Below are 17,690 nucleotides of genomic sequence, written 5' to 3'. Positions count from 1 at the left end.
GCAGCGTCAATGGCTGCGCGCGTACCCCTGGATCAGCGCGCGCATCATGCCTTCGACCGTCGCGTCGAGCAGGTCGGTTTCCTGCTCGGACTCCTCGACGAGCGCGGCGTACGCGGTCGCGAGCGTCACGCGATCGACCTCATGGCGTTGCTCCATCAGCGTCACCATCCCGTCCTTCGCCAGATGAGCGGAGAACGCGCGGCTGCCGATGGTCTGGAATACGTCAATCATGGCGGCTCTCCCGTCCGTTGCCGATGCTTTCCAGTTTAGTCGGCGCACCGGGGCTCCGCCACGCGCGCCGGCCCGTCACACGCCGCTCTCCGGGGCGGGAACGCGCGTGCCGCGACCGGCGCGCCCGCACCGGCCGGCCGACCGCCGATTCCTCGGATGAGACACCGCCGGCCCATGGCCCGGGCGCGGTGCCCGCACGCTTCAACGTTTACCCGAGGCAGCAAATTGTCGACTTTTTATCGATAAAGTCTCGTGTTAGATTTCGCCGTCAGAGCCCGGTCCAAACCGGGCAGGCGGCGCGTTGCCAAGGCGCCGCGCGTCCGATACAAGGAGGAGCAATGCTGGTGCTGATTGGGGTGCCGATCGTCGTGATCGGTTTTGCGCTGCGCTTCAATGCGCTGCTGGTGGTCACGATCGCGGGGCTCGCGACGGGGCTCGCGGGCGGGCTGAATCTCGTCGACATCGTCAGCGCGTTCGGCAAGGCATTCACCGAAAACCGCTACATGGGGCTCATCTGGCTGACGCTGCCGGTAATCGCGCTGCTCGAGCGCAACGGGCTCAAGGAGCAGGCGAAGCGGATGATCTCGCGCGTGCAGGCGGCCACCACCGGCCGCGTGCTGATGCTGTACTTCGTGCTGCGCCAGGCGACGGCTGCGCTCGGCCTCACGTCGCTCGGCGGCCATGCGCAGATGGTGCGGCCGCTGATCGCGCCGATGGCCGAGGCCGCCGCGGTGAACCGGCACGGCGCGCTGCCCGAGGCGGTGCGCCAGCAGATCCGCGCGCATGCGTCGGGCGTCGACAACATCGCCGTGTTCTTCGGCGAGGACATTTTCATCGCGATCCAGTCGATCCTGCTGATCAAGGGCTTTCTCGAACAGAACGGGATCGTCGTCGAGCCGTTGCACGTGTCGGTGTGGGCGATCCCGAGCGCGATCGCCGCGCTGCTGATCCACTGCACGCGCCTCGCGCTGCTCGACCGGCGCCTGACGCGCGGTTTCGGCCTGCTGAAGCAGGAGGGCGCGCGATGATCGGCCTCGAATCGCTGTACACGCTCGCGGGGCTGATGTTCGCCGCGTTCGCGTGTTTCAACCTGACCGACCGCACGAACCCGCGCCGCATCGTCAATTTCGCGTTCTGGGCGATCTACGCGGTCACGTTCCTGTTCGGCGGGTTGCTGCCGCATTTCGTGACGGGCTGCCTCGCGATCGGGCTCGCGCTGATCGCCGGTTCGGGCAAGCTCGGGCGCGGCAAATCCGATGAAGCCGGCGAAGCCGCGGCCGTGCGCCGCGAGACGCTCGCACAGCGTTTCGGCAACCGGCTGTTCCTGCCCGCGCTGCTGATTCCGGTCGTCACGCTGATCGGCACGTTCGCGCTGAAGGGCGTGCCGTTCGTCGACCAGAAGAGCGTGACGCTGATCTCGCTCGTGCTCGGCACGCTCGTCGCGTTCGCCGTCGCGCTCGCGATGCTGCGCGACTCGCCCGTGCATGCGGTGAAGGAGGCACGCCACACGATGGACGCGGTCGGCTGGGCCGCGATCCTGCCGCAGATGCTCGCGGCGCTCGGCGCGCTGTTCGCGGTCGCGGGCGTCGGCGGCGTGGTGTCGGGGCTCGTGAAGGAGTGGGTGCCGATCGATTCGCCGTTCGCGGTGGTCGCGGCCTACACGGTCGGCATGGCGCTGTTCACGATGATCATGGGCAACGGCTTCGCCGCGTTCCCCGTGATGACGGCCGGCATCGGCCTGCCGCTGATCGTCCACCAGTTCCACGGCAACCCGGCGATCGTCGGCGCGATCGGGATGCTGAGCGGCTTCTGCGGTACGCTGATGACGCCGATGGCCGCGAACTTCAACATCGTGCCGGCGGCGCTGCTCGAACTGAAGGACAAGAACGGCGTGATCAAGGCGCAGTGGCCGACAGCCGTGCTGCTGCTCGCCGTGAACACGCTCCTGATGTATGCGTTCGTATTCCGCTTCTGACGAGACCCTCATGACCGACCGACTCACCCCCGAACTCGCGTCGAAATTCGCATCGCTCGCGCTCGCGCACCTGGCCCGCGAATATCCGAACAAGCTCACGCATTCGCTCGCCGGCCCGCAGGACGTGCAGGGGCCGCGCGCGCTGCACCCGATCTTCTACGGCAGCTACGACTGGCACTCGTGCGTGCACGGCTACTGGCTCGTGCTGCGCGTGCTCGAACGCTACCCGGCATTGCCGGAGGCCGAACGCATCGTCGCGATCGTCGATGCGCACTTCACCGATGCGAACGTCGCGGGCGAGCGCGCATACCTCGCGCTGCCGCACAACAGCGGCTTCGAGCGGCCGTACGGCTGGGCGTGGCTGCTCGCGCTTGCCGCGCAACTCGAGCGGCTGGCGCTGAGGGGCATGCTGCCGCAGGCCGCGCGCTGGGCGAAGACGATGGCACCGCTCACCGACCTGTTCGTGTCGCGCTTCGAGACGTTCCTGCCGAAAGCGACCTATCCGCTGCGTGTCGGCACGCACTTCAACACCGCGTTCGCACTGGCGCTCACGCTCGACTTCGCACGCGACACGCAGCGCGACGGGCTCGCGGCGCTGATCGTCGATACCGCGAAGCGCTGGCACCTGGACGATGTCGCGTGCCAGGCGTGGGAGCCGTCGGGCGACGAATTCCTGTCGCCCGCGCTGATGGAAGCCGAGCTGATGCGGCGCGTGCTGCCGGCCGCCGAATTCGACGGCTGGTTCGCGCGCTTCCTGCCCGATCTCGCGCGCGGCGAGCCGGCGACGCTGTTCGAGCCGGCGACGGTCAGCGATCGCAGCGACGGCAAGATCGCGCATCTCGACGGGCTGAACCTGAGCCGTGCGTGGTGCCAGCGTGCGCTCGCCGGTGCGCTGCCGGAAGGCGATGCGCGGCGCGCGAAGCTGCTCGATGCGGCCGACCGGCATCTCGCGAGCGCGTTGGCGCACGTGGCCGGCGACTACATGGGCGAGCACTGGCTCGCGACGTTCGCGTTGCTGGCGCTGGAGGCTTAGAAACGCGGCACGCAGCATGCAGCACGCGCGGCACGCAGCACGCAGCACGCAGCACGCAGTACGCAGCATGCCGCGCACGGCGCACGAAACCCCGTCGGCGACAGGGGTTTCGATGCACGGCTATACTCGCCGCTCGGGCCGCTTCGCGCAGCATGCATCGCGCGAAGCGGCCATCCGCCAGTTCGCCGCTTTTCCAATGAACAAGCTCATTTCCTATGTCGCGGCGATTCACGGGCTCGCCGGCCCGGTGTCGATCGTGTCGCACGCGACGTCGCATGACCGCTGGACCGACGACGACGTCGAAGTCACGCGCGACGAAACCGAATACCGCTTCGACAACGGCGCGATCGTGCGCCGCTCGGTCGAGCAGGACCGCGCGCCGTCCGACCTGCTGTGCGCCGAATGCTGGATCGATTACGACGTGCTGCGTCATCCCGATGCGCAGCCGATTACCCCGTCGCGGCTGACGTTCGACAACGCGTGCCGCGAGACTTTCTGGCTGCGTTATCACCTCGCGTGATTGCGTGACTGCCTGCCTGCCTGACTGACCGCATGAGCACTTGAGCACGCAGCCGCTTCACCCCGGCAGCACGCCATCGGCCCCATGGAGCAGCGGCGCCAGTCGCGTCGCCGCCTCCCGCATCTTCTGCACGTTCTCCAGCAAATCGTTGAGCGTCGCGCGCGCGGTCGGCGCATGCACGGCGAGCGCCGCGAGCACCCGACCGCTCGCGGCATCCTTCACCGGCACCGCGACGGCCACCATCCCGCGTACGAATTCCTCGTTGTCGATCCCGACGCCGCGCGCGGCGAGCCGGTCGAGTTCAGCCGCGAGCAGTTGCGCATCGGTCAGCGTCCGGTAGGTCATCTTCTTCAGCGTGAGCCGCGCGAGCATCGCGTTGCGCTCCAGCGCATTCATCTGCGACAGGAACAGCTTGCCGCTCGCCGTGCAATGCAGCGGCACGCGCATGCCGGGCCGCATCTCGAGCCGCAGCGGCTCGGTCGTCTCGACGCGTTCGATGTACAGCACCGTGTCGCCGTCGAGCGCGGTGAGGTTACAGGTCTCGCCGAGCACGTCGACAAGCGCGCGCAGCACCGAACGGCAGCCGCGCGTGAAAGTGTTGTTCGACAGTGCCGCGAGCGCAAATTGTGCGGCGCGCGGGCCGAGTGCGATGCCGCGATCGTGGCCGCGCGAGTCGGGCATGTGGATCACGTAGCCGCGCGCCTCCAGCGATTCGATCAGCCGTAGCAGCGTTGCCTTCGGGATATGCAGCCGCGCGGCGAGCTGCGACAGCGTGTACGGCTGGCCGGCCGACGCGAGTGCTTCGAGCACGGCGAGCGCGCGCAGGACGCGCGCGTCGTCGGGTGCGCCATCGGCCGGCGCGGGGGCAGGTTCGCGCATGTGTCTCCTCCGTCGGGATCGGTGTGCGTCCCGGGATGGTGTGTGCGATGGAAATGAAACGAATTGACTGGTTTTTGTACCACATTCGCCGTGTGGACAATAAATCGGCTTGTATGCGTTCCGTGTGCTCAATAAATTTGGACGAAACATACCGGATTTTTCCAATACCCCGGAACGGAGACACGAATGACACGCAGCTTCGACTATGTCGTGGTCGGCGCGGGATCGGCCGGTTGCGTCCTCGCCAACCGGCTGTCCGACGGCGGACGCCATACGGTGTGCCTGCTGGAAGCGGGCCCCGCCGACAACTCCATGTGGATTCACGTGCCGATCGGTTATGGCAAGACGATGTTCCACCCCGTGTACAACTGGGGCTTCCACACCGATCCCGATCCGAACATGCACAACCGCCGGCTGTACTGGCCGCGCGGCCGTACGCTCGGCGGCTGCAGCTCGATCAACGGGCTGATCTACGTGCGCGGGCAGCAGCAGGACTACGACCACTGGGCCGCGCTCGGCAATCGCGGCTGGAGCTGGCGCGAGTGTTTGCCGTATTTCCGCAAGCTCGAACACAACACGCTCGGCGAAGGGCCGACGCGTGGCACCGGCGGCCCGCTGTGGGCTTCCGCGATCCGGCAGCGGCACGAACTCGTCGATGCGTTCGTCGCCGCGTCGAACCGGCTCGGCGTGCGCACGGTCGACGATTTCAACACGGGTGACCAGGAAGGCGTCGGGTACTACCAGCTCACGACGCGCAACGGGTTGCGCTGCTCGACGGCGGTGGCCTACCTGAAACCCGCGCGCGGGCGGCCGAACCTGCATGTGGAAACCGATGCGCAGGCGCTGAAGGTGCTGTTCGATGGCACGCAGGCGTCGGGCGTGCGTTACGTCCAGCACGGCAAGGTTCGCGAGGTGCGTGCGTTGCGCGAGGTGATCCTCGCGGCCGGCGCGCTGCAATCGCCGCAACTGCTGCAGGTGTCGGGCGTCGGGCCGGCCGCGCTGCTGGGCCGGCACGGGATTCCGGTCGTCGCCGATCGCAAGGGTGTCGGCGAGAACCTGCAGGATCATCTGCAGGTTCGCCTGATCTACGAGGTGACGAAGCCGATCACCACCAACGACGAACTGCATTCGTGGGTCGGCCGCGCGAAGATGGGGCTGCAATGGGCGCTGTTCCGCGGCGGCCCGCTCGCGATCGGCATCAACCAGGGCGGGATGTTCTGCCGTGCGCTGCCGGACGAATCGGCGACGCCCGACATCCAGTTCCATTTCTCGACGCTGTCGGCCGATTCGGCGGGCGGCAGCGTGCATCCGTTTCCCGGCTGCACGTATTCGATCTGCCAGCTGCGGCCCGAATCGCGCGGTACCGTGCGCATCCGTACCGACGATGCGCGCGATGCGCCATCGATCCAGCCGAACTATCTCGACACCGAGCGCGACCGCCGCACGACGGTGGCCGGCGTGCGCTTCGCGCGACGCGTCGCGGCCGCCGAGCCGATGGCGCCGCTGATGAAGCGCGAGGTGCGGCCGGGCGCGGACGCGCAGACGGACGACGAGCTGCTCGAGTTCTGCCGGGAATACGGGCAGACGATCTTTCATCCGTCCGGCACCGCGAAAATGGGCGTCGCGAGCGATCCGCTCGCGGTCGTCGACGAGCGGCTGCGTGTATACGGCACGCGCGGGTTGCGCGTGGTCGACTGCTCGATCATGCCGACCCTCGTATCGGGCAATACCAACGTGCCGATCGTGATGGTCGCCGAGAAGGCGTCCGACATGATCCTCGAGGACGCGCGCGCGACCGATCGCGGCCGCAGCGTCGCGCCGGCCGCCGAGGCGCTCGCGTAGGGCATCGCCACGCATCCACCCGCGTGGCCCGTGCTCCTGCGCCCGGACGGCCGCCGCGCGTTCATCGATGCCCCCGCCGGTACGGCGCCGGGGCAGGTTGCGGCGCATCCTTACCTGGAGAAGCTCGCATGGCAATCGATTCCCGGGTCGTCCGACGCGTGGCCGCGGCCAGCGTGATCGGCGCGACCGTCGAGTGGTACGACTTTTTCCTGTACGGCGTGGTCGCCGGCATCGTCTTCGACAAGCAGTACTTTCCGGCCGGCGACGCGTTCGTGTCGACGATGCTCGCGTATGCGACGTTCGCGGTCGGCTTCGTTACGAGGCCGCTCGGCGGCTTGCTGTTCGGCCATCTCGGCGACCGCGTCGGGCGCAAGTCCGCGCTGATCCTGACGATGCTGATCATGGGCGTGTCGACGGCCGGCGTTGCGTTTCTTCCGACCTATGCGCAGATCGGCATGTGGGCGCCCGTGCTGCTGCTGACGCTGCGCGTGCTGCAGGGCATCGGTCTCGGCGGCGAGTGGGGCGGCGCGGTGCTGATGGCGTACGAATACGCGCCGCCGCACCGGCGCGGGCTGTACGCGAGCCTGCCGCAGATCGGGCTCGCGATCGGGCTGTGCCTCGCGGCCGGCGTGGTCGCGGCGCTGTCGCGCGCGTTGCCGGACGCCGCGTTCCTCGCATGGGGCTGGCGCGTCGCGTTCGCGGCGTCGCTGCTGCTCGTCGCGGTCGGCTTCTATATCCGCACGCGCGTGGCCGATACGCCCGAATTCGTCGCGCTCAAGCGCCAGCGGCGCGATACGAAGCTGCCGGTCGTCGAGCTGCTTGGAAATTATCGGCAGGCGATCCTGCTCGGGATGGGCGCGCGCTATATCGACGGCGTGTTCTTCAACGTGTTCGCGGTGTTCTCGATCGGCTACATGACGCGCAACCTGTCGATCTCGCGCGGCGATGCGTTGCTCGGCGTGATGAGCGCGGCGGTCGTGATGTGCGTGTTCATTCCCGTGTTCGGCAGCCTGTCGGACCGGCTCGGCCGTGCCCGCGTGTACCGGTGGGGTGCGACGCTGTGCGGGCTGTCGGTGCTGCCCGCGTTCTGGCTGCTGCAGACGCAATCGTCGAACCTGCTCGCCGTGTGGCTCGCGCTGGTGATCCCGTTCGGCGTCTTCTACGCGATGGCGTACGGGCCGGAGGCCGCGCTGTTCGCGGAGCTGTTCGATGCGAATGTGCGGTACACGGGCATTTCGTTCGTCTACCAGGTGTCGGGCATCTTCGCGAGCGGCCTGACGCCGATCGTCGCGACCGCATTGCTGCGCGTGAACGGCGGTGCGCCGTGGCTCGTCGGGGTTTACGTGATGTTGTCTGCACTCCTGTCGATCGTGTCCGCGCGGGCGATCGAGAAGCGCGGCGGCGTGGCCGAGGTCGCGGTGGGCGCGACGTGACGGCGGGCGGGGCGGGTGTGCTGGTGTGCGGATGTGGCAGAGAGGGGCCGCATCGGCGCGGCGGTCGTCGGTCGGAGCCGCGCCCGCGCCGCTGATCGTTGCTGTCAGCCGGGCGTTCGATGCTGCACGCCGTGCGGCGTCCCGGTTGTCCGGTGGTGCCACGCCGGCTGCTGATCGTCGCCCACCGGCTGCGGATCGTTGCAGTCAACTGGTCGTCCGATGCTGCGCGCCGTGCGGCATCCCGGTTATCCGGTGGTGCCACGCCGGCTGCTGATCGTCGCCCACCGGCTGCGGATCGGTGCAGTCAACTGGTCGTCCGATGCTGCGCGCCGTGCGGCATCCCGGTTATCCGGTGGTGCCACGCCGGCTGCTGATCGTCGCCCACCGGCTGCGGATCGTTGCAGTCATCCGGTCGTCCGATGCTGCGCGCCGTGCGGCGTCCCGATTGTCCGGTGGTGTCACGCCCGCTGCTGATCGTCGCCCACCGGCCGCTGATCGTTGCAGTCATCCGGTCGTCCGATGCTGCGCGCCGTGCGGCATCCCGGTTGTCCGATGGTGTCGCACCCGCGCTGCGACGCCTCTGATCGTCGCCCACCGGCGCTCGCCTGCCATTACCCGCCGTTCGTCGCCCTCACGCGCTGGTCCAAGCGAATCCGGCCCACTGGCCCTACCTGCGAAAAAACGGCCTGCCTACACTTTCCTCGACAGATCGCCGCATGGAAGCATCTGCACACGATCGACCCGAAGAGAACGATCAGGAGACAGGCATGACCAACAGGCAGTCGGCAGCATTCGTCCGCGCGGCGAGCGCGCGCCCCGCATCAGTCAGTCGAATCGCCTCGTGCGCCCGTTGCGGCGCGGCAGGCCAGCCCGCGTCGGAGGTCTGACCATGTCGACCCCTTCCATCGAACGCACCGCGAGCGGCTTCGCCGGCGGCCGGCCGAACGATACGCGTTACGACCCGACCTACGATCCGCTCGTGTCGCCGGGGCCCGGGTGCGGCAAGCAGTACGCGCCGACCTACTGGGTCGCGACGGCCGGCACCCCGCCGCCCGACGACGGCCCCGTCACGCGCGACCTCGATGTCGACGTCGCGATCATCGGCGCCGGCTACACGGGCCTCGCGACCGCACTGTGCCTCGCGCGTGACCACGGCATCAAGGCCGTCGTGCTCGAAGCCAACCGCACGAGCTGGGGTTGCAGCAGCCGCAACGGCGGGCAGGGGCAGAACGCGTCGGGCCGGCTGTCGCGCTCGCAGTGGATCGAGCGCTGGGGCAAGGACGTCGCGCTGAAGATGCACGACGAGATCCTCGAAGGCTTCGAACACTTCAAGTCGCTCGTGTCGGAAATCGACTGCGATCCGCAGCCGGGCGGCCATTTCCTGATCGCGCATCGCCCGCGCATCATGGCGAAGCTCGCGGCCGAGGCGAAGGTGTGGAAGGACGTGTTCGGCTACCCGTCCGAACTGCTGAGCGCGGACACCTTCCGCCGCGAATTCATCAACGACCACGAGGCGGCCGGCGCGCTGCACGAGCCGGAAGGCATCGGCATCCATGCGCTGAAGCTCGCGTTCGGCTACCTGCGCCTCGCGCGCGAAGCCGGCGCGAAGGTGCATACGAGCAGCCCCGTGCTCGGCTTCGAGACGATCGACGGCGTGCACCACCTGCGCACGCCCGGCGGCGTCGTGCGGGCCCGCGCGGTCGGCATCGCGACCGGTGCGTACACGGCGCAGACGCTGCATCCGTCGCTGCGCAGCAAGGTGATGCCGATCCTGTCGAACTCGATGGTCACGCGCCCGCTCACCGACGCGGAGATCGACGCGTGCAACTTCCACACGACGCAGGTGCTCACCGATACGCGTACGCTGCGCTTCTACTACCGTTTCCTGCCCGATCGCCGCCTGCAGATCGGCAGCCGCAGCGCGATCACCGGCGACGATGCGCCGAACCCGCGCCACTTCGAATTGCTGAAGGAAGGGATGGCGCGCAAGTTTCCCGCACTGCGCGGCGTGCAGATCGATTATTCGTGGTGGGGCTGGGTCGACGTGAGCCACGACATGATGCCGCGCGTGTGCCAGCCCGACCCGCGGCAGTCGGTGTACTACGCGCTCGGCTACGGCGGCAACGGCGTGTCGTACTCGCAGCAGGCAGGCCGCCGGCTCGCCGAGCAGATCGCGGGGAAGGGCGCACGCCAGACGCTGCCGATCTTCACGTCGCCGCTGCCCGGCCACCCGTTCGCGCCGTTCCGGCGGCTCGGGCAGCGGATGCTTTACGTGTCGTACTTCAGGAACGACGAAAAGCCCTGAACGCAGTGCATATCGCCCGGCGTGACGCAACGCGCGCCGGGCCGTCCAACACAAGAAAAGCAACAGAAATCCGTGCGGCCGGGGCTGCAGGCGCCCCTGCACGCGCCGTCGCCGGCGGCGCCCGCATTCACCCGACGGTGATGCGCGGGCGGCGCCGGACAACTGGATATGGAGAAGACATGCAACCCTCGAAGAACCAGAGTGACCTGAAGTGTGGGCTCAAGCAGCGCCACATGACGATGATCGCGCTTGGCGGCGTGATCGGTGCCGGGCTGTTCGTCGGCAGCGGCGTGGTGATTCAGCAGACCGGGCCGGCCGCGATCCTGTCATTCCTGATCACGGGCGGGCTCGTCGTGCTCGTGATGCGGATGCTCGGCGAGATGGCCTGCGCGATGCCGGCCGTCGGTTCGTTCTACGAATACGCGCGGCTCGCATTCGGCAACTGGCGCGGGCCCGGCAAGATGGCAGGCTTCCTGACCGGCTGGATGTACTGGTATTTCTGGGTGATCGTCGTCGCGCTCGAAGCGGTCGCCGGCGCGAAGCTGATCCAGTTCTGGCTGCCGGATACCCCGGCGTGGATCATCAGCCTTGCGCTGCTGGTCGTGCTGACGCTCACGAACCTGATCTCGGTCGGCAGCTACGGCGAGTTCGAATTCTGGTTCTCGTCGATCAAGGTCGGCGCGATCATCGTGTTCCTGTTCCTCGGCGGCCTCTACGTGCTCGGCCTGTGGCCCGCGTCGATGCACACGACTTCCGTGCTGCCGACGCTGCTCGGCCACGGCGGCTTCATGCCGCTCGGCATCGGGCCGGTGATGAGCGGGGCGGTCGCGGCGACCGGCTTCTACTTCGGCGCCGAGATCGTCACGATCGCGGCGGCCGAGGCCAAGGAGCCTGCGAAAGCCGTCGCCAAGGCCACCAATTCGGTGATCACCCGCGTGCTGGTGTTCTACGTCGGCTCGGTCGCGCTCGTCGTCGCGCTGGTACCGTGGAATTCGCAACAGATGGCCACGCCGTACGTGAGCGCGCTCGAAGTGATGGGCCTGCCGGCCGCCGCCAACGTGATGAATGCGATCGTGCTGACGGCCGTGCTGTCCGCGCTCAACTCGGGCCTCTACGCGGCGTCGCGGATGCTGTTCGCGCTGACCCGCCACGGCGACGCGCCGGCTGCGCTCGCGAAGGTCAACAAGCGCGGCGTGCCGGTGCGCGCGATCCTGCTCGGCACGGTGTTCGGCTACGTGTCGGTCGTGATGTCGTACGTGTCGCCCGATACCGTGTTCGCGTTCCTCGTCAATTCGTACGGCACCGTCGCGCTGTTCGTGTACGTGCTGATCGCGTTCTCGCAACTGCGCCTGCGCAAGCGTCTCGACCCGGTGGCCGCCGGCCAGCTGCGCGTCAGGATGTGGGCGTATCCGTACCTCACCTGGGTCGCGATCGTCGGCATGGTCGGCATCCTCGTCGCGATGGCGTTCATCCCGGACCAGCGCAAGCCGCTGTGGCTCGGCGTCGCAAGCCTCGGCGTGCTGGTCGTCGCATACGGGCTGACGCGCCGCAGCCGCCGCGAGCCTCTCGACGACAGCGAACTGCTCGCCTATCCGCCGCGGTAATGCCCGGTAACGCATGACGCCGAAGGCCCGGCACGCAAGCCGGGCCTTTGCGCATGCGGCTTGCGGCGGCGACCCGATGGATCCCGGGGTCAACTATCGGGCCGCACGATAGAACCGATCGGCGGATGCGACTTTATGTCGGCGGCCGGCGCGACTAGCATGGATGAACCGATTCACGGGTGCGCCCCGGCGGGGTGCGCCTTCATCCGCGAACGAGGACAGACGATGGAACATCGGGCACGCGAGCGCGACGAGCAGGCCGAGATCAAGACGACGACGTGTTACATGTGCGCGTGCCGCTGCGGCATCCGCGTGCACCTGCGCGACGGCGAGGTGCGCTACATCGACGGCAATCCGGAGCATCCGCTGAACCAGGGCGTCATCTGCGCGAAAGGTTCGTCGGGGATCATGAAGCAGTATTCTCCCGCGCGGCTCACGCAGCCGCTGATGCGCAAGCCGGGCGCCGAGCGCGGCGATGCGCAGTTCGAGCCGGTGTCGTGGGACGTCGCGTTCGACGTGCTCGAAAAGCGCCTCGCGCACCTGCGCGCGACCGACCCGAAACGTTTCGCGCTGTTCACGGGCCGCGACCAGATGCAGGCACTCACCGGCCTGTTCGCGAAACAGTTCGGTACGCCGAACTATGCGGCGCATGGCGGGTTCTGCTCGGCGAACATGGCGGCCGGGATGATCTACACGATCGGCGGCTCGTTCTGGGAATTCGGCGGGCCCGATCTCGACCACGCGAAGCTGTTTTTCATGATCGGCACCGCGGAGGATCACCATTCGAATCCGCTGAAGATCGCGCTCGGGAAGTTCAAGCGCGCGGGCGGCCGCTTCATCGCGATCAATCCGGTGCGTACCGGCTACGCGGCAATTGCCGACGAATGGATTCCGATCCGCCCCGGCACCGACGGTGCGCTGTTCATGGCGCTGATGCACGAGCTGATCGCGCGCGACGCGTTCGACATGGAATTCGTGTCGCGCTTTACGAACGCCGGCGAGCTGATCGACCTGCGCGCCGATGCCGACACGTCCGGGCTGTTCGTGCGCGATGCCGGCGCCCCGGAGGTCAACGCGCTGTATCCGCAGAACCGGATGTGGTGGGACACGAAGACGAACCGCGCGGTGCTGCATCATACGGAAGGCGCCGAGCCGGCGCTCGACGGCCGCTATACGCTCGACGACGGCACGCCCGTCGCGCCGTCGTTCACGCTGCTGCGCGAACAGGTGGCCGATTGCACGCCCGAATGGGCGGCCGACATTACCGGCATCGCGGCGGACACGATCCGCCGCCTGGCGCGCGAGATGGAGACGGTTGCACGCGACCACGCGATCGAGCTGCCGGTGCGCTGGACCGATTCGTGGGGCAAGGAACACGAATCGGTGAAGGGCGTGCCGATCGCGTTCCATGCAATGCGCGGGCTCGCCGCACACTCGAACGGTTTCCAGACGATCCGCGCGCTGGCCGTGCTGATGTCGCTGCTCGGCACGATCGACCGGCCGGGCGGCTTCCGGCACAAGGCGCCGTATCCGCGCGCGGTGCCGCCTTCGGCGAAACCGCCGAACGACCCGGCGCAGATCAGGCCGAACACGCCGCTCGCCACCGGCCCGCTCGGCTGGCCAGCCGGCCCCGAGGACCTGTTCGTCCATCCGGACGGCACGCCCGCGCGGCTCGACAAGGCGTTTTCGTGGGAATACCCGCTCGCGGTGCACGGGCTCATGCATTCGGTGATCACCAATGCGTGGCGCGGCGATCCCTATCCGATCGATACGCTGTTGATCTTCATGGCCAACATGGCGTGGAATTCGTCGATGAACACGACGGAAGTGCGCAAGATGCTGGTCGACAAGCGCGACGACGGCGAATACCGGATCCCGTTCCTGGTCGTGTGCGATGCGTTCGCGTCGGAGATGACGGCGTTCGCCGACCTGATCCTGCCCGACACGACCTACCTCGAACGCCATGACGTGATGTCGGTGCTCGACCGGCCGATCTCCGAATTCGACGGGCCGGTCGACTCGGTGCGCGTGCCGGTCGTGCCGCCGACGGGCGAATGCAAGCCGTTCCAGGAAGTGCTGATCGAGCTCGCGAGCCGGCTGAAGTTTCCGGCTTTCACGACGGCGGACGGGCAGCGCAAGTACCGCGACTATCCGGATTTCGTCATCAACTTCCAGACCGCGCCGAATTCGGGCGCCGGTTTCCTGATCGGCTGGCGCGGCAAGGACGGCGACAAGGCCGTCGTCGGCGAGCCGAACCCCGACCAGTGGAAGCGCTATGCCGAGAACAACTGCGTGTACCACCACCGGTTGCCGGAACCGTTGCAGTACATGCGCAACTGCAACGGGCCGTACATGCAGTGGGCGGTCGACAACGGGATGCGCAAGTTCGGCGTGCCGATCGTGATCCAGCTCTATTCGGACGTGATGCAGAAATTCCGGCTCGCCGCACAGGGGCGCACGTCGGGCCGGCAGCCGCCGGACCATCTGCGCGAACGCATCGCGCGCTATTTCGATCCGCTGCCGTTCTGGCATCGCTCGCTCGAAAGCGGGCTGACCGATGCGAGCCGCTATCCGCTCGCGGCGATCACGCAGCGGCCGATGGCGATGTACCACTCGTGGGATTCGCAGAACGCCTGGCTGCGGCAGATCCACGGAGAGAACCACCTGTTCGTGAACCCGGTGACGGCCGCCGCGCAGCAGATCGACGACGGCGCGTGGATCTACGTCGAATCGCCATGGGGCAAGGTGCGGTGCCGCGCGCGCTACAGCGAGGCGGTCGAGCCCGGCACCGTATGGACGTGGAACGCAATCGGCAAGGCGGCCGGCGCGTGGAACCTCGGGCCGCAGGCGGGAGAGTCGCAGCGGGGCTTCCTGTTGAACCACGTGATTACCGACGAGCTGCCGGATGCGGCGCGTGACGGCGCACGGATGTCGAACTCCGATCCGGTCACGGGGCAGGCCGGCTGGTACGACGTGCAGGTGCGGATCTATCCGGCCGAGGCCGATGCGGCGACCACGCTGCCGCAGTTCGCGCCGATGCCGCCGCTGCCCGGCACGCCGCGCGTGCTGCAGCGCGTGCAGGCGTATTTCGCGGGAACCGGCGCATTCGCCGCGCGGCTGCGGCGCGCGACGTCCGCCGGCCCGAAACCTGACGACCGTTGATCGAAGGAGCACGACCATGACCCAGATGGCCCTCGTCATCGACCTGAACGTGTGCGTCGGCTGCCATGCCTGCGTGACGAGCTGCAAGGAATGGAACACGTCGGGCGAAGCCGGCAGTCTCGCCGATCTGCGCCCGTACGACGACGATCCGTCCGGCACGTTCTTCAACCGCGTGCAGACCTACGAAGCGGGCGTGTTCCCGATGACCGACACGATCCACTTCCCGAAGTCGTGCCTGCACTGCGAGGATCCGCCGTGCGTGCCCGTGTGTCCCACCGGCGCGAGCTACAAGCGCAAGTCGGACGGGATCGTGCTGGTCGACTACGACAAGTGCATCGGCTGCAAGTACTGCGCATGGGCGTGCCCGTACGGCGCACGCGAGCTAGACGAAGGCCGCAAGGAGATGACGAAGTGCACGCTGTGCGCGGACCGCATCGACAACGAAGCGCTGCCTGAACGCGACCGGAAACCGGCGTGCGTGCTCGCGTGCCCGACGTCGGCGCGGCTGTTCGGCGACGTGCACGATCCCGAATCGGAGGTGTCGCGCGCGATCCGCGAACGCGGCGGCTATGCGTTGATGCCCGAATGGGACACGCGACCGTCGAACCATTACCTGCCGCGCGTGAAGACCGAAGCGTCGTGCGCGTGCGGCAGCAGCGGCGGATGCGGCAGCGGGTCGGGCGGCCGCGACGAGAGCGAGTCGTTCGAAGCCCGCGCGGCGCGTGGCGACGTCGATCTCGTGTCGCTCGCGACGCAGCGCTGAGCACCGCGCCTTTCATCCAGAACCAGACGGAGTTCCCATGCGCCCAGCCTTTTCGGTCGTTTTCCTCACCACGCTGTGCGGCGCCGCACAGGGCCTGCTGCTGACGCTCGTGATCGTCGAGGCGCTCGCGCACGTGGCCGGCGTCGACGTGGCCGCGTCGTTCTACGTGACGGGCGCCGCGCTGTCGGTCGCGCTCGGCGTGCTCGGCCTGCTCGCGTCGTTCTTCCATCTCGGTCACCCCGAACGCGCATGGCGCGCGATCGCGATGTGGCGCACGTCGTGGCTGTCGCGCGAATGCATCGCGCTGCCGGTGTTTCTCGCGTGCGCGTTCGCGTATGGCGCGGCACACCTGTTCGGCTGGCCCGGCACGTTGCTGATCGGCGCGGCCGGCGCGCTTGCGAGCGTCGCGCTGTTCGTGTGTACCGCGATGATCTACGCATGCCTGCGCTTCCTGCAGGAATGGGCGAGCCCGCTGACGCTCGTGAACTTCGTGCTGCTCGGCTGCGCGTCGGGCTGCACGCTGGCGACGGCGTGCGCCGCGTGGCTCGCACCGGCACTGGTGGGCCGGCTCGCGGTGGCCGCGTGCGTGCTGACGCTCGCGGGCGGCGTGGCACGGGTCGCGTCGCTCGCGCGCAATGCGCGGCTGCGGCCGAAGTCGACCGTGCAGAGCGCGACCGGGATCCGCAACGCGAAGGTCGAACAGAAGTCGCGCGGTTTCACGGCCAGCGCGTTCAATACGCGGGAGTTCTTTCACGGGCAGGGCAACGGCACGCTGCGTGCGGTGAAGGCCGGCTTCCTGATCGGCGCATTCGCGGTGCCGTTCGTGCTGACCGGTGCGGGTGCGCTCGCGCCGACGTCGGTCGCGGCGGCCGTCGCGCTCGGCGCGGCATTCGTGATCCAGTATGCGGGGTTGGTCGCGGAACGCTGGTTCTTCTTCGCGGATGCGCGGCATCCGCAGAACATCTACTACCAGCGCGCGTCATGACGTTGCGCGTCTGCCGTCGTGCGGCGCTAGAAAGTCGCCGCGAGCGCGCCGGCCGCTTCCTGCAGGCGCGGCACGCAGTCGAGCAGCCGCGACAGCGGTGCGCGCGACACGGGCGCATGTACGGCGACCGCGGCGATGCACGCGCCGTCGTCGCCGACGATCGGGGCCGCGATGCAGGCGATGCCCGCGACGAATTCCTCGTTGTCGATCGCGACACCCTTGTGCGCGGTGCGATCGAGTTCGGCTTCGAGCAGTTCGGGATCCGAGATCGTATTCGGGGTGTAGCGCGGCAGCGCCAGCGCGCGCACCAGCGCGGCGCGTTCGTCGCGCGGCAGCAGCGCGAGCAGCAGCTTGCCGCTGGCGCTGCAATGCGCGGGCACACGCGAGCCGGGCTTCAGGTCGAGCCGCAGCGGCCAGTCGGCTTCGACGCGGTCGAGATAGACGACTTCCGTGTCGTGCAGTGCGGTGAGGTTGCAGGTTTCGCCGAGATCGGCGACGAGCCGTTCGAGGATCGCATGGCGTAGCCGGCGCGCACCCGCATGCAGCATCACGCCGGTGCCGAGCCGTGCGAGGCGCGGGCCGATCGCGTATGCGTTCTTGCGGCCCGGCTCGCGGATCACGAGGCCGCCGGCTTCGAGCGACGCGAGCATCCGGTGCAGTGACGCCTTCGGAATGTCGACCTCGCGCGCGAGATCCGCGAGCGATACGGCATCACCGGCCTGGACGAGATGTTCGAGCAGCGCGAAGGCGCGCAGCGTGGGCGTATCCGCGGGCAGCATGGCAGGCGTTCCGGAAACTGGACTGCGGGCATTGTACCGAACGGCCCGGCGGGCCGGCTGCGCGGGGCGGCGGGCGCGGCAAGCCGGCATGGATTTTCAGCGATGGAACGAATCGTTCCGTAAACGGGAGCGATGCAGGCCCGATCGACGCCTGCTCATCGGGCAAAGACAAGCAAAGA

Annotated in this window: 15 protein-coding genes; 11 read left to right on the top strand and 4 right to left on the bottom strand. The window is 68.2% G+C overall.

Annotated elements, in window-relative coordinates:
• Positions 1 to 6: 6 nt before the first annotated feature.
• On the bottom strand, positions 7 to 231 hold the full coding sequence (locus ACPTTF_RS27015; protein ID WP_011355611.1) for a hypothetical protein: 225 nt from the start codon (positions 229 to 231) through the stop codon (positions 7 to 9).
• Between the two features lie 338 nt (positions 232 to 569).
• On the opposite strand from ACPTTF_RS27015, the gene ACPTTF_RS27010 reads away from it, so the two are divergent.
• The 4 genes from ACPTTF_RS27010 (at position 570) to ACPTTF_RS26995 (ending at position 3,759) form a co-directional block, all read left to right on the top strand.
• Positions 570 to 1,259 carry a DUF969 domain-containing protein gene (locus ACPTTF_RS27010; RefSeq protein WP_166953454.1) on the top strand — a complete coding sequence of 230 codons (690 nt, stop codon included), beginning with the start codon at positions 570 to 572 and terminating at the stop codon, positions 1,257 to 1,259.
• The gene (locus ACPTTF_RS27005; protein WP_166953452.1) at positions 1,256 to 2,206 is read left to right on the top strand and encodes a DUF979 domain-containing protein; all 951 of its coding nucleotides are present in this window, start codon (positions 1,256 to 1,258) and stop codon (positions 2,204 to 2,206) included. Before ACPTTF_RS27010 ends, ACPTTF_RS27005 begins: the two co-directional genes overlap by 4 nt.
• Positions 2,207 to 2,216: 10 nt before the next feature.
• Entirely contained in the window at positions 2,217 to 3,239 is a 1,023-nt protein-coding gene (locus ACPTTF_RS27000; protein ID WP_423368929.1) for a DUF2891 domain-containing protein, read from the top strand.
• Positions 3,240 to 3,351: 112 nt separating this feature from the next.
• Positions 3,352 to 3,759: a hypothetical protein gene (locus ACPTTF_RS26995; RefSeq protein ID WP_243771540.1), complete on the top strand. Its 408-nt coding sequence runs from the start codon at positions 3,352 to 3,354 to the stop codon at positions 3,757 to 3,759.
• Positions 3,760 to 3,816: 57 nt separating this feature from the next.
• On the opposite strand, the gene ACPTTF_RS26990 is transcribed toward ACPTTF_RS26995, so the two are convergent.
• Positions 3,817 to 4,638, bottom strand: coding sequence for an IclR family transcriptional regulator (locus ACPTTF_RS26990; RefSeq protein WP_423368928.1), 822 nt, complete (start codon positions 4,636 to 4,638; stop codon positions 3,817 to 3,819).
• Between the two features lie 186 nt (positions 4,639 to 4,824).
• On the opposite strand from ACPTTF_RS26990, the gene ACPTTF_RS26985 reads away from it, so the two are divergent.
• Positions 4,825 to 6,480 (top strand): GMC family oxidoreductase, encoded by a 1,656-nt coding sequence (locus tag ACPTTF_RS26985; RefSeq protein ID WP_423368927.1) that lies wholly within the window; start codon positions 4,825 to 4,827, stop codon positions 6,478 to 6,480.
• A 128-nt stretch (positions 6,481 to 6,608) separates the two neighbouring features.
• Positions 6,609 to 7,913 (top strand): MFS transporter, encoded by a 1,305-nt coding sequence (locus ACPTTF_RS26980; protein ID WP_423368926.1) that lies wholly within the window; start codon positions 6,609 to 6,611, stop codon positions 7,911 to 7,913.
• A 304-nt stretch (positions 7,914 to 8,217) separates the two neighbouring features.
• On the opposite strand, the gene ACPTTF_RS26975 is transcribed toward ACPTTF_RS26980, so the two are convergent.
• On the bottom strand, positions 8,218 to 8,421 hold the full coding sequence (locus ACPTTF_RS26975; protein WP_423368925.1) for a hypothetical protein: 204 nt from the start codon (positions 8,419 to 8,421) through the stop codon (positions 8,218 to 8,220).
• 381 nt (positions 8,422 to 8,802) lie between these two features.
• On the opposite strand from ACPTTF_RS26975, the gene ACPTTF_RS26970 reads away from it, so the two are divergent.
• The 5 genes from ACPTTF_RS26970 to ACPTTF_RS26950 all read left to right on the top strand — a co-directional run bounded on the left by ACPTTF_RS26970 (position 8,803) and on the right by ACPTTF_RS26950 (position 16,732).
• Positions 8,803 to 10,218, top strand: coding sequence for an NAD(P)/FAD-dependent oxidoreductase (locus ACPTTF_RS26970; RefSeq protein WP_423368924.1), 1,416 nt, complete (start codon positions 8,803 to 8,805; stop codon positions 10,216 to 10,218).
• A 179-nt stretch (positions 10,219 to 10,397) separates the two neighbouring features.
• The gene (locus ACPTTF_RS26965) at positions 10,398 to 11,822 is read left to right on the top strand and encodes an amino acid permease (RefSeq protein WP_166953440.1); all 1,425 of its coding nucleotides are present in this window, start codon (positions 10,398 to 10,400) and stop codon (positions 11,820 to 11,822) included.
• A gap of 225 nt (positions 11,823 to 12,047) precedes the next feature.
• Positions 12,048 to 14,984: a molybdopterin-dependent oxidoreductase gene (locus ACPTTF_RS26960; protein ID WP_423368923.1), complete on the top strand. Its 2,937-nt coding sequence runs from the start codon at positions 12,048 to 12,050 to the stop codon at positions 14,982 to 14,984.
• Positions 14,985 to 15,000: 16 nt separating this feature from the next.
• Entirely contained in the window at positions 15,001 to 15,747 is a 747-nt protein-coding gene (locus tag ACPTTF_RS26955) for a 4Fe-4S dicluster domain-containing protein (RefSeq protein WP_166953436.1), read from the top strand.
• 37 nt (positions 15,748 to 15,784) lie between these two features.
• Positions 15,785 to 16,732, top strand: a complete 948-nt coding sequence (locus ACPTTF_RS26950; protein ID WP_423368922.1) for a dimethyl sulfoxide reductase anchor subunit family protein — start codon at positions 15,785 to 15,787, stop codon at positions 16,730 to 16,732.
• 26 nt (positions 16,733 to 16,758) lie between these two features.
• Here ACPTTF_RS26950 and ACPTTF_RS26945 read toward each other — a convergent pair whose 3' ends face one another.
• Entirely contained in the window at positions 16,759 to 17,511 is a 753-nt protein-coding gene (locus ACPTTF_RS26945) for an IclR family transcriptional regulator (RefSeq protein ID WP_423368921.1), read from the bottom strand.
• Positions 17,512 to 17,690 lie beyond the last annotated feature (179 nt).

It is taken from the genome of Burkholderia crassaminum (genome assembly GCF_964265005.1).
In the GTDB taxonomy this organism is placed as follows: Bacteria; Pseudomonadota; Gammaproteobacteria; order Burkholderiales; family Burkholderiaceae; genus Burkholderia.
The sequence above is the reverse complement of the archived record's forward strand: the minus strand, read 5'-3'. Positions and strand labels throughout refer to the sequence as shown.

Coding starts and splice junctions, on each gene's coding strand:
- ACPTTF_RS27015 (WP_011355611.1), bottom strand. CDS start 231: ATGATTGACGTATTCCAGACCATCGGCAGCCGCGCGTTCTCCGCTCAT.
- ACPTTF_RS27010 (WP_166953454.1), top strand. CDS start 570: ATGCTGGTGCTGATTGGGGTGCCGATCGTCGTGATCGGTTTTGCGCTG.
- ACPTTF_RS27005 (WP_166953452.1), top strand. CDS start 1,256: ATGATCGGCCTCGAATCGCTGTACACGCTCGCGGGGCTGATGTTCGCC.
- ACPTTF_RS27000 (WP_423368929.1), top strand. CDS start 2,217: ATGACCGACCGACTCACCCCCGAACTCGCGTCGAAATTCGCATCGCTC.
- ACPTTF_RS26995 (WP_243771540.1), top strand. CDS start 3,352: ATGCACGGCTATACTCGCCGCTCGGGCCGCTTCGCGCAGCATGCATCG.
- ACPTTF_RS26990 (WP_423368928.1), bottom strand. CDS start 4,638: ATGCGCGAACCTGCCCCCGCGCCGGCCGATGGCGCACCCGACGACGCG.
- ACPTTF_RS26985 (WP_423368927.1), top strand. CDS start 4,825: ATGACACGCAGCTTCGACTATGTCGTGGTCGGCGCGGGATCGGCCGGT.
- ACPTTF_RS26980 (WP_423368926.1), top strand. CDS start 6,609: ATGGCAATCGATTCCCGGGTCGTCCGACGCGTGGCCGCGGCCAGCGTG.
- ACPTTF_RS26975 (WP_423368925.1), bottom strand. CDS start 8,421: ATGACTGCAACGATCAGCGGCCGGTGGGCGACGATCAGCAGCGGGCGT.
- ACPTTF_RS26970 (WP_423368924.1), top strand. CDS start 8,803: ATGTCGACCCCTTCCATCGAACGCACCGCGAGCGGCTTCGCCGGCGGC.
- ACPTTF_RS26965 (WP_166953440.1), top strand. CDS start 10,398: ATGCAACCCTCGAAGAACCAGAGTGACCTGAAGTGTGGGCTCAAGCAG.
- ACPTTF_RS26960 (WP_423368923.1), top strand. CDS start 12,048: ATGGAACATCGGGCACGCGAGCGCGACGAGCAGGCCGAGATCAAGACG.
- ACPTTF_RS26955 (WP_166953436.1), top strand. CDS start 15,001: ATGACCCAGATGGCCCTCGTCATCGACCTGAACGTGTGCGTCGGCTGC.
- ACPTTF_RS26950 (WP_423368922.1), top strand. CDS start 15,785: ATGCGCCCAGCCTTTTCGGTCGTTTTCCTCACCACGCTGTGCGGCGCC.
- ACPTTF_RS26945 (WP_423368921.1), bottom strand. CDS start 17,511: ATGCTGCCCGCGGATACGCCCACGCTGCGCGCCTTCGCGCTGCTCGAA.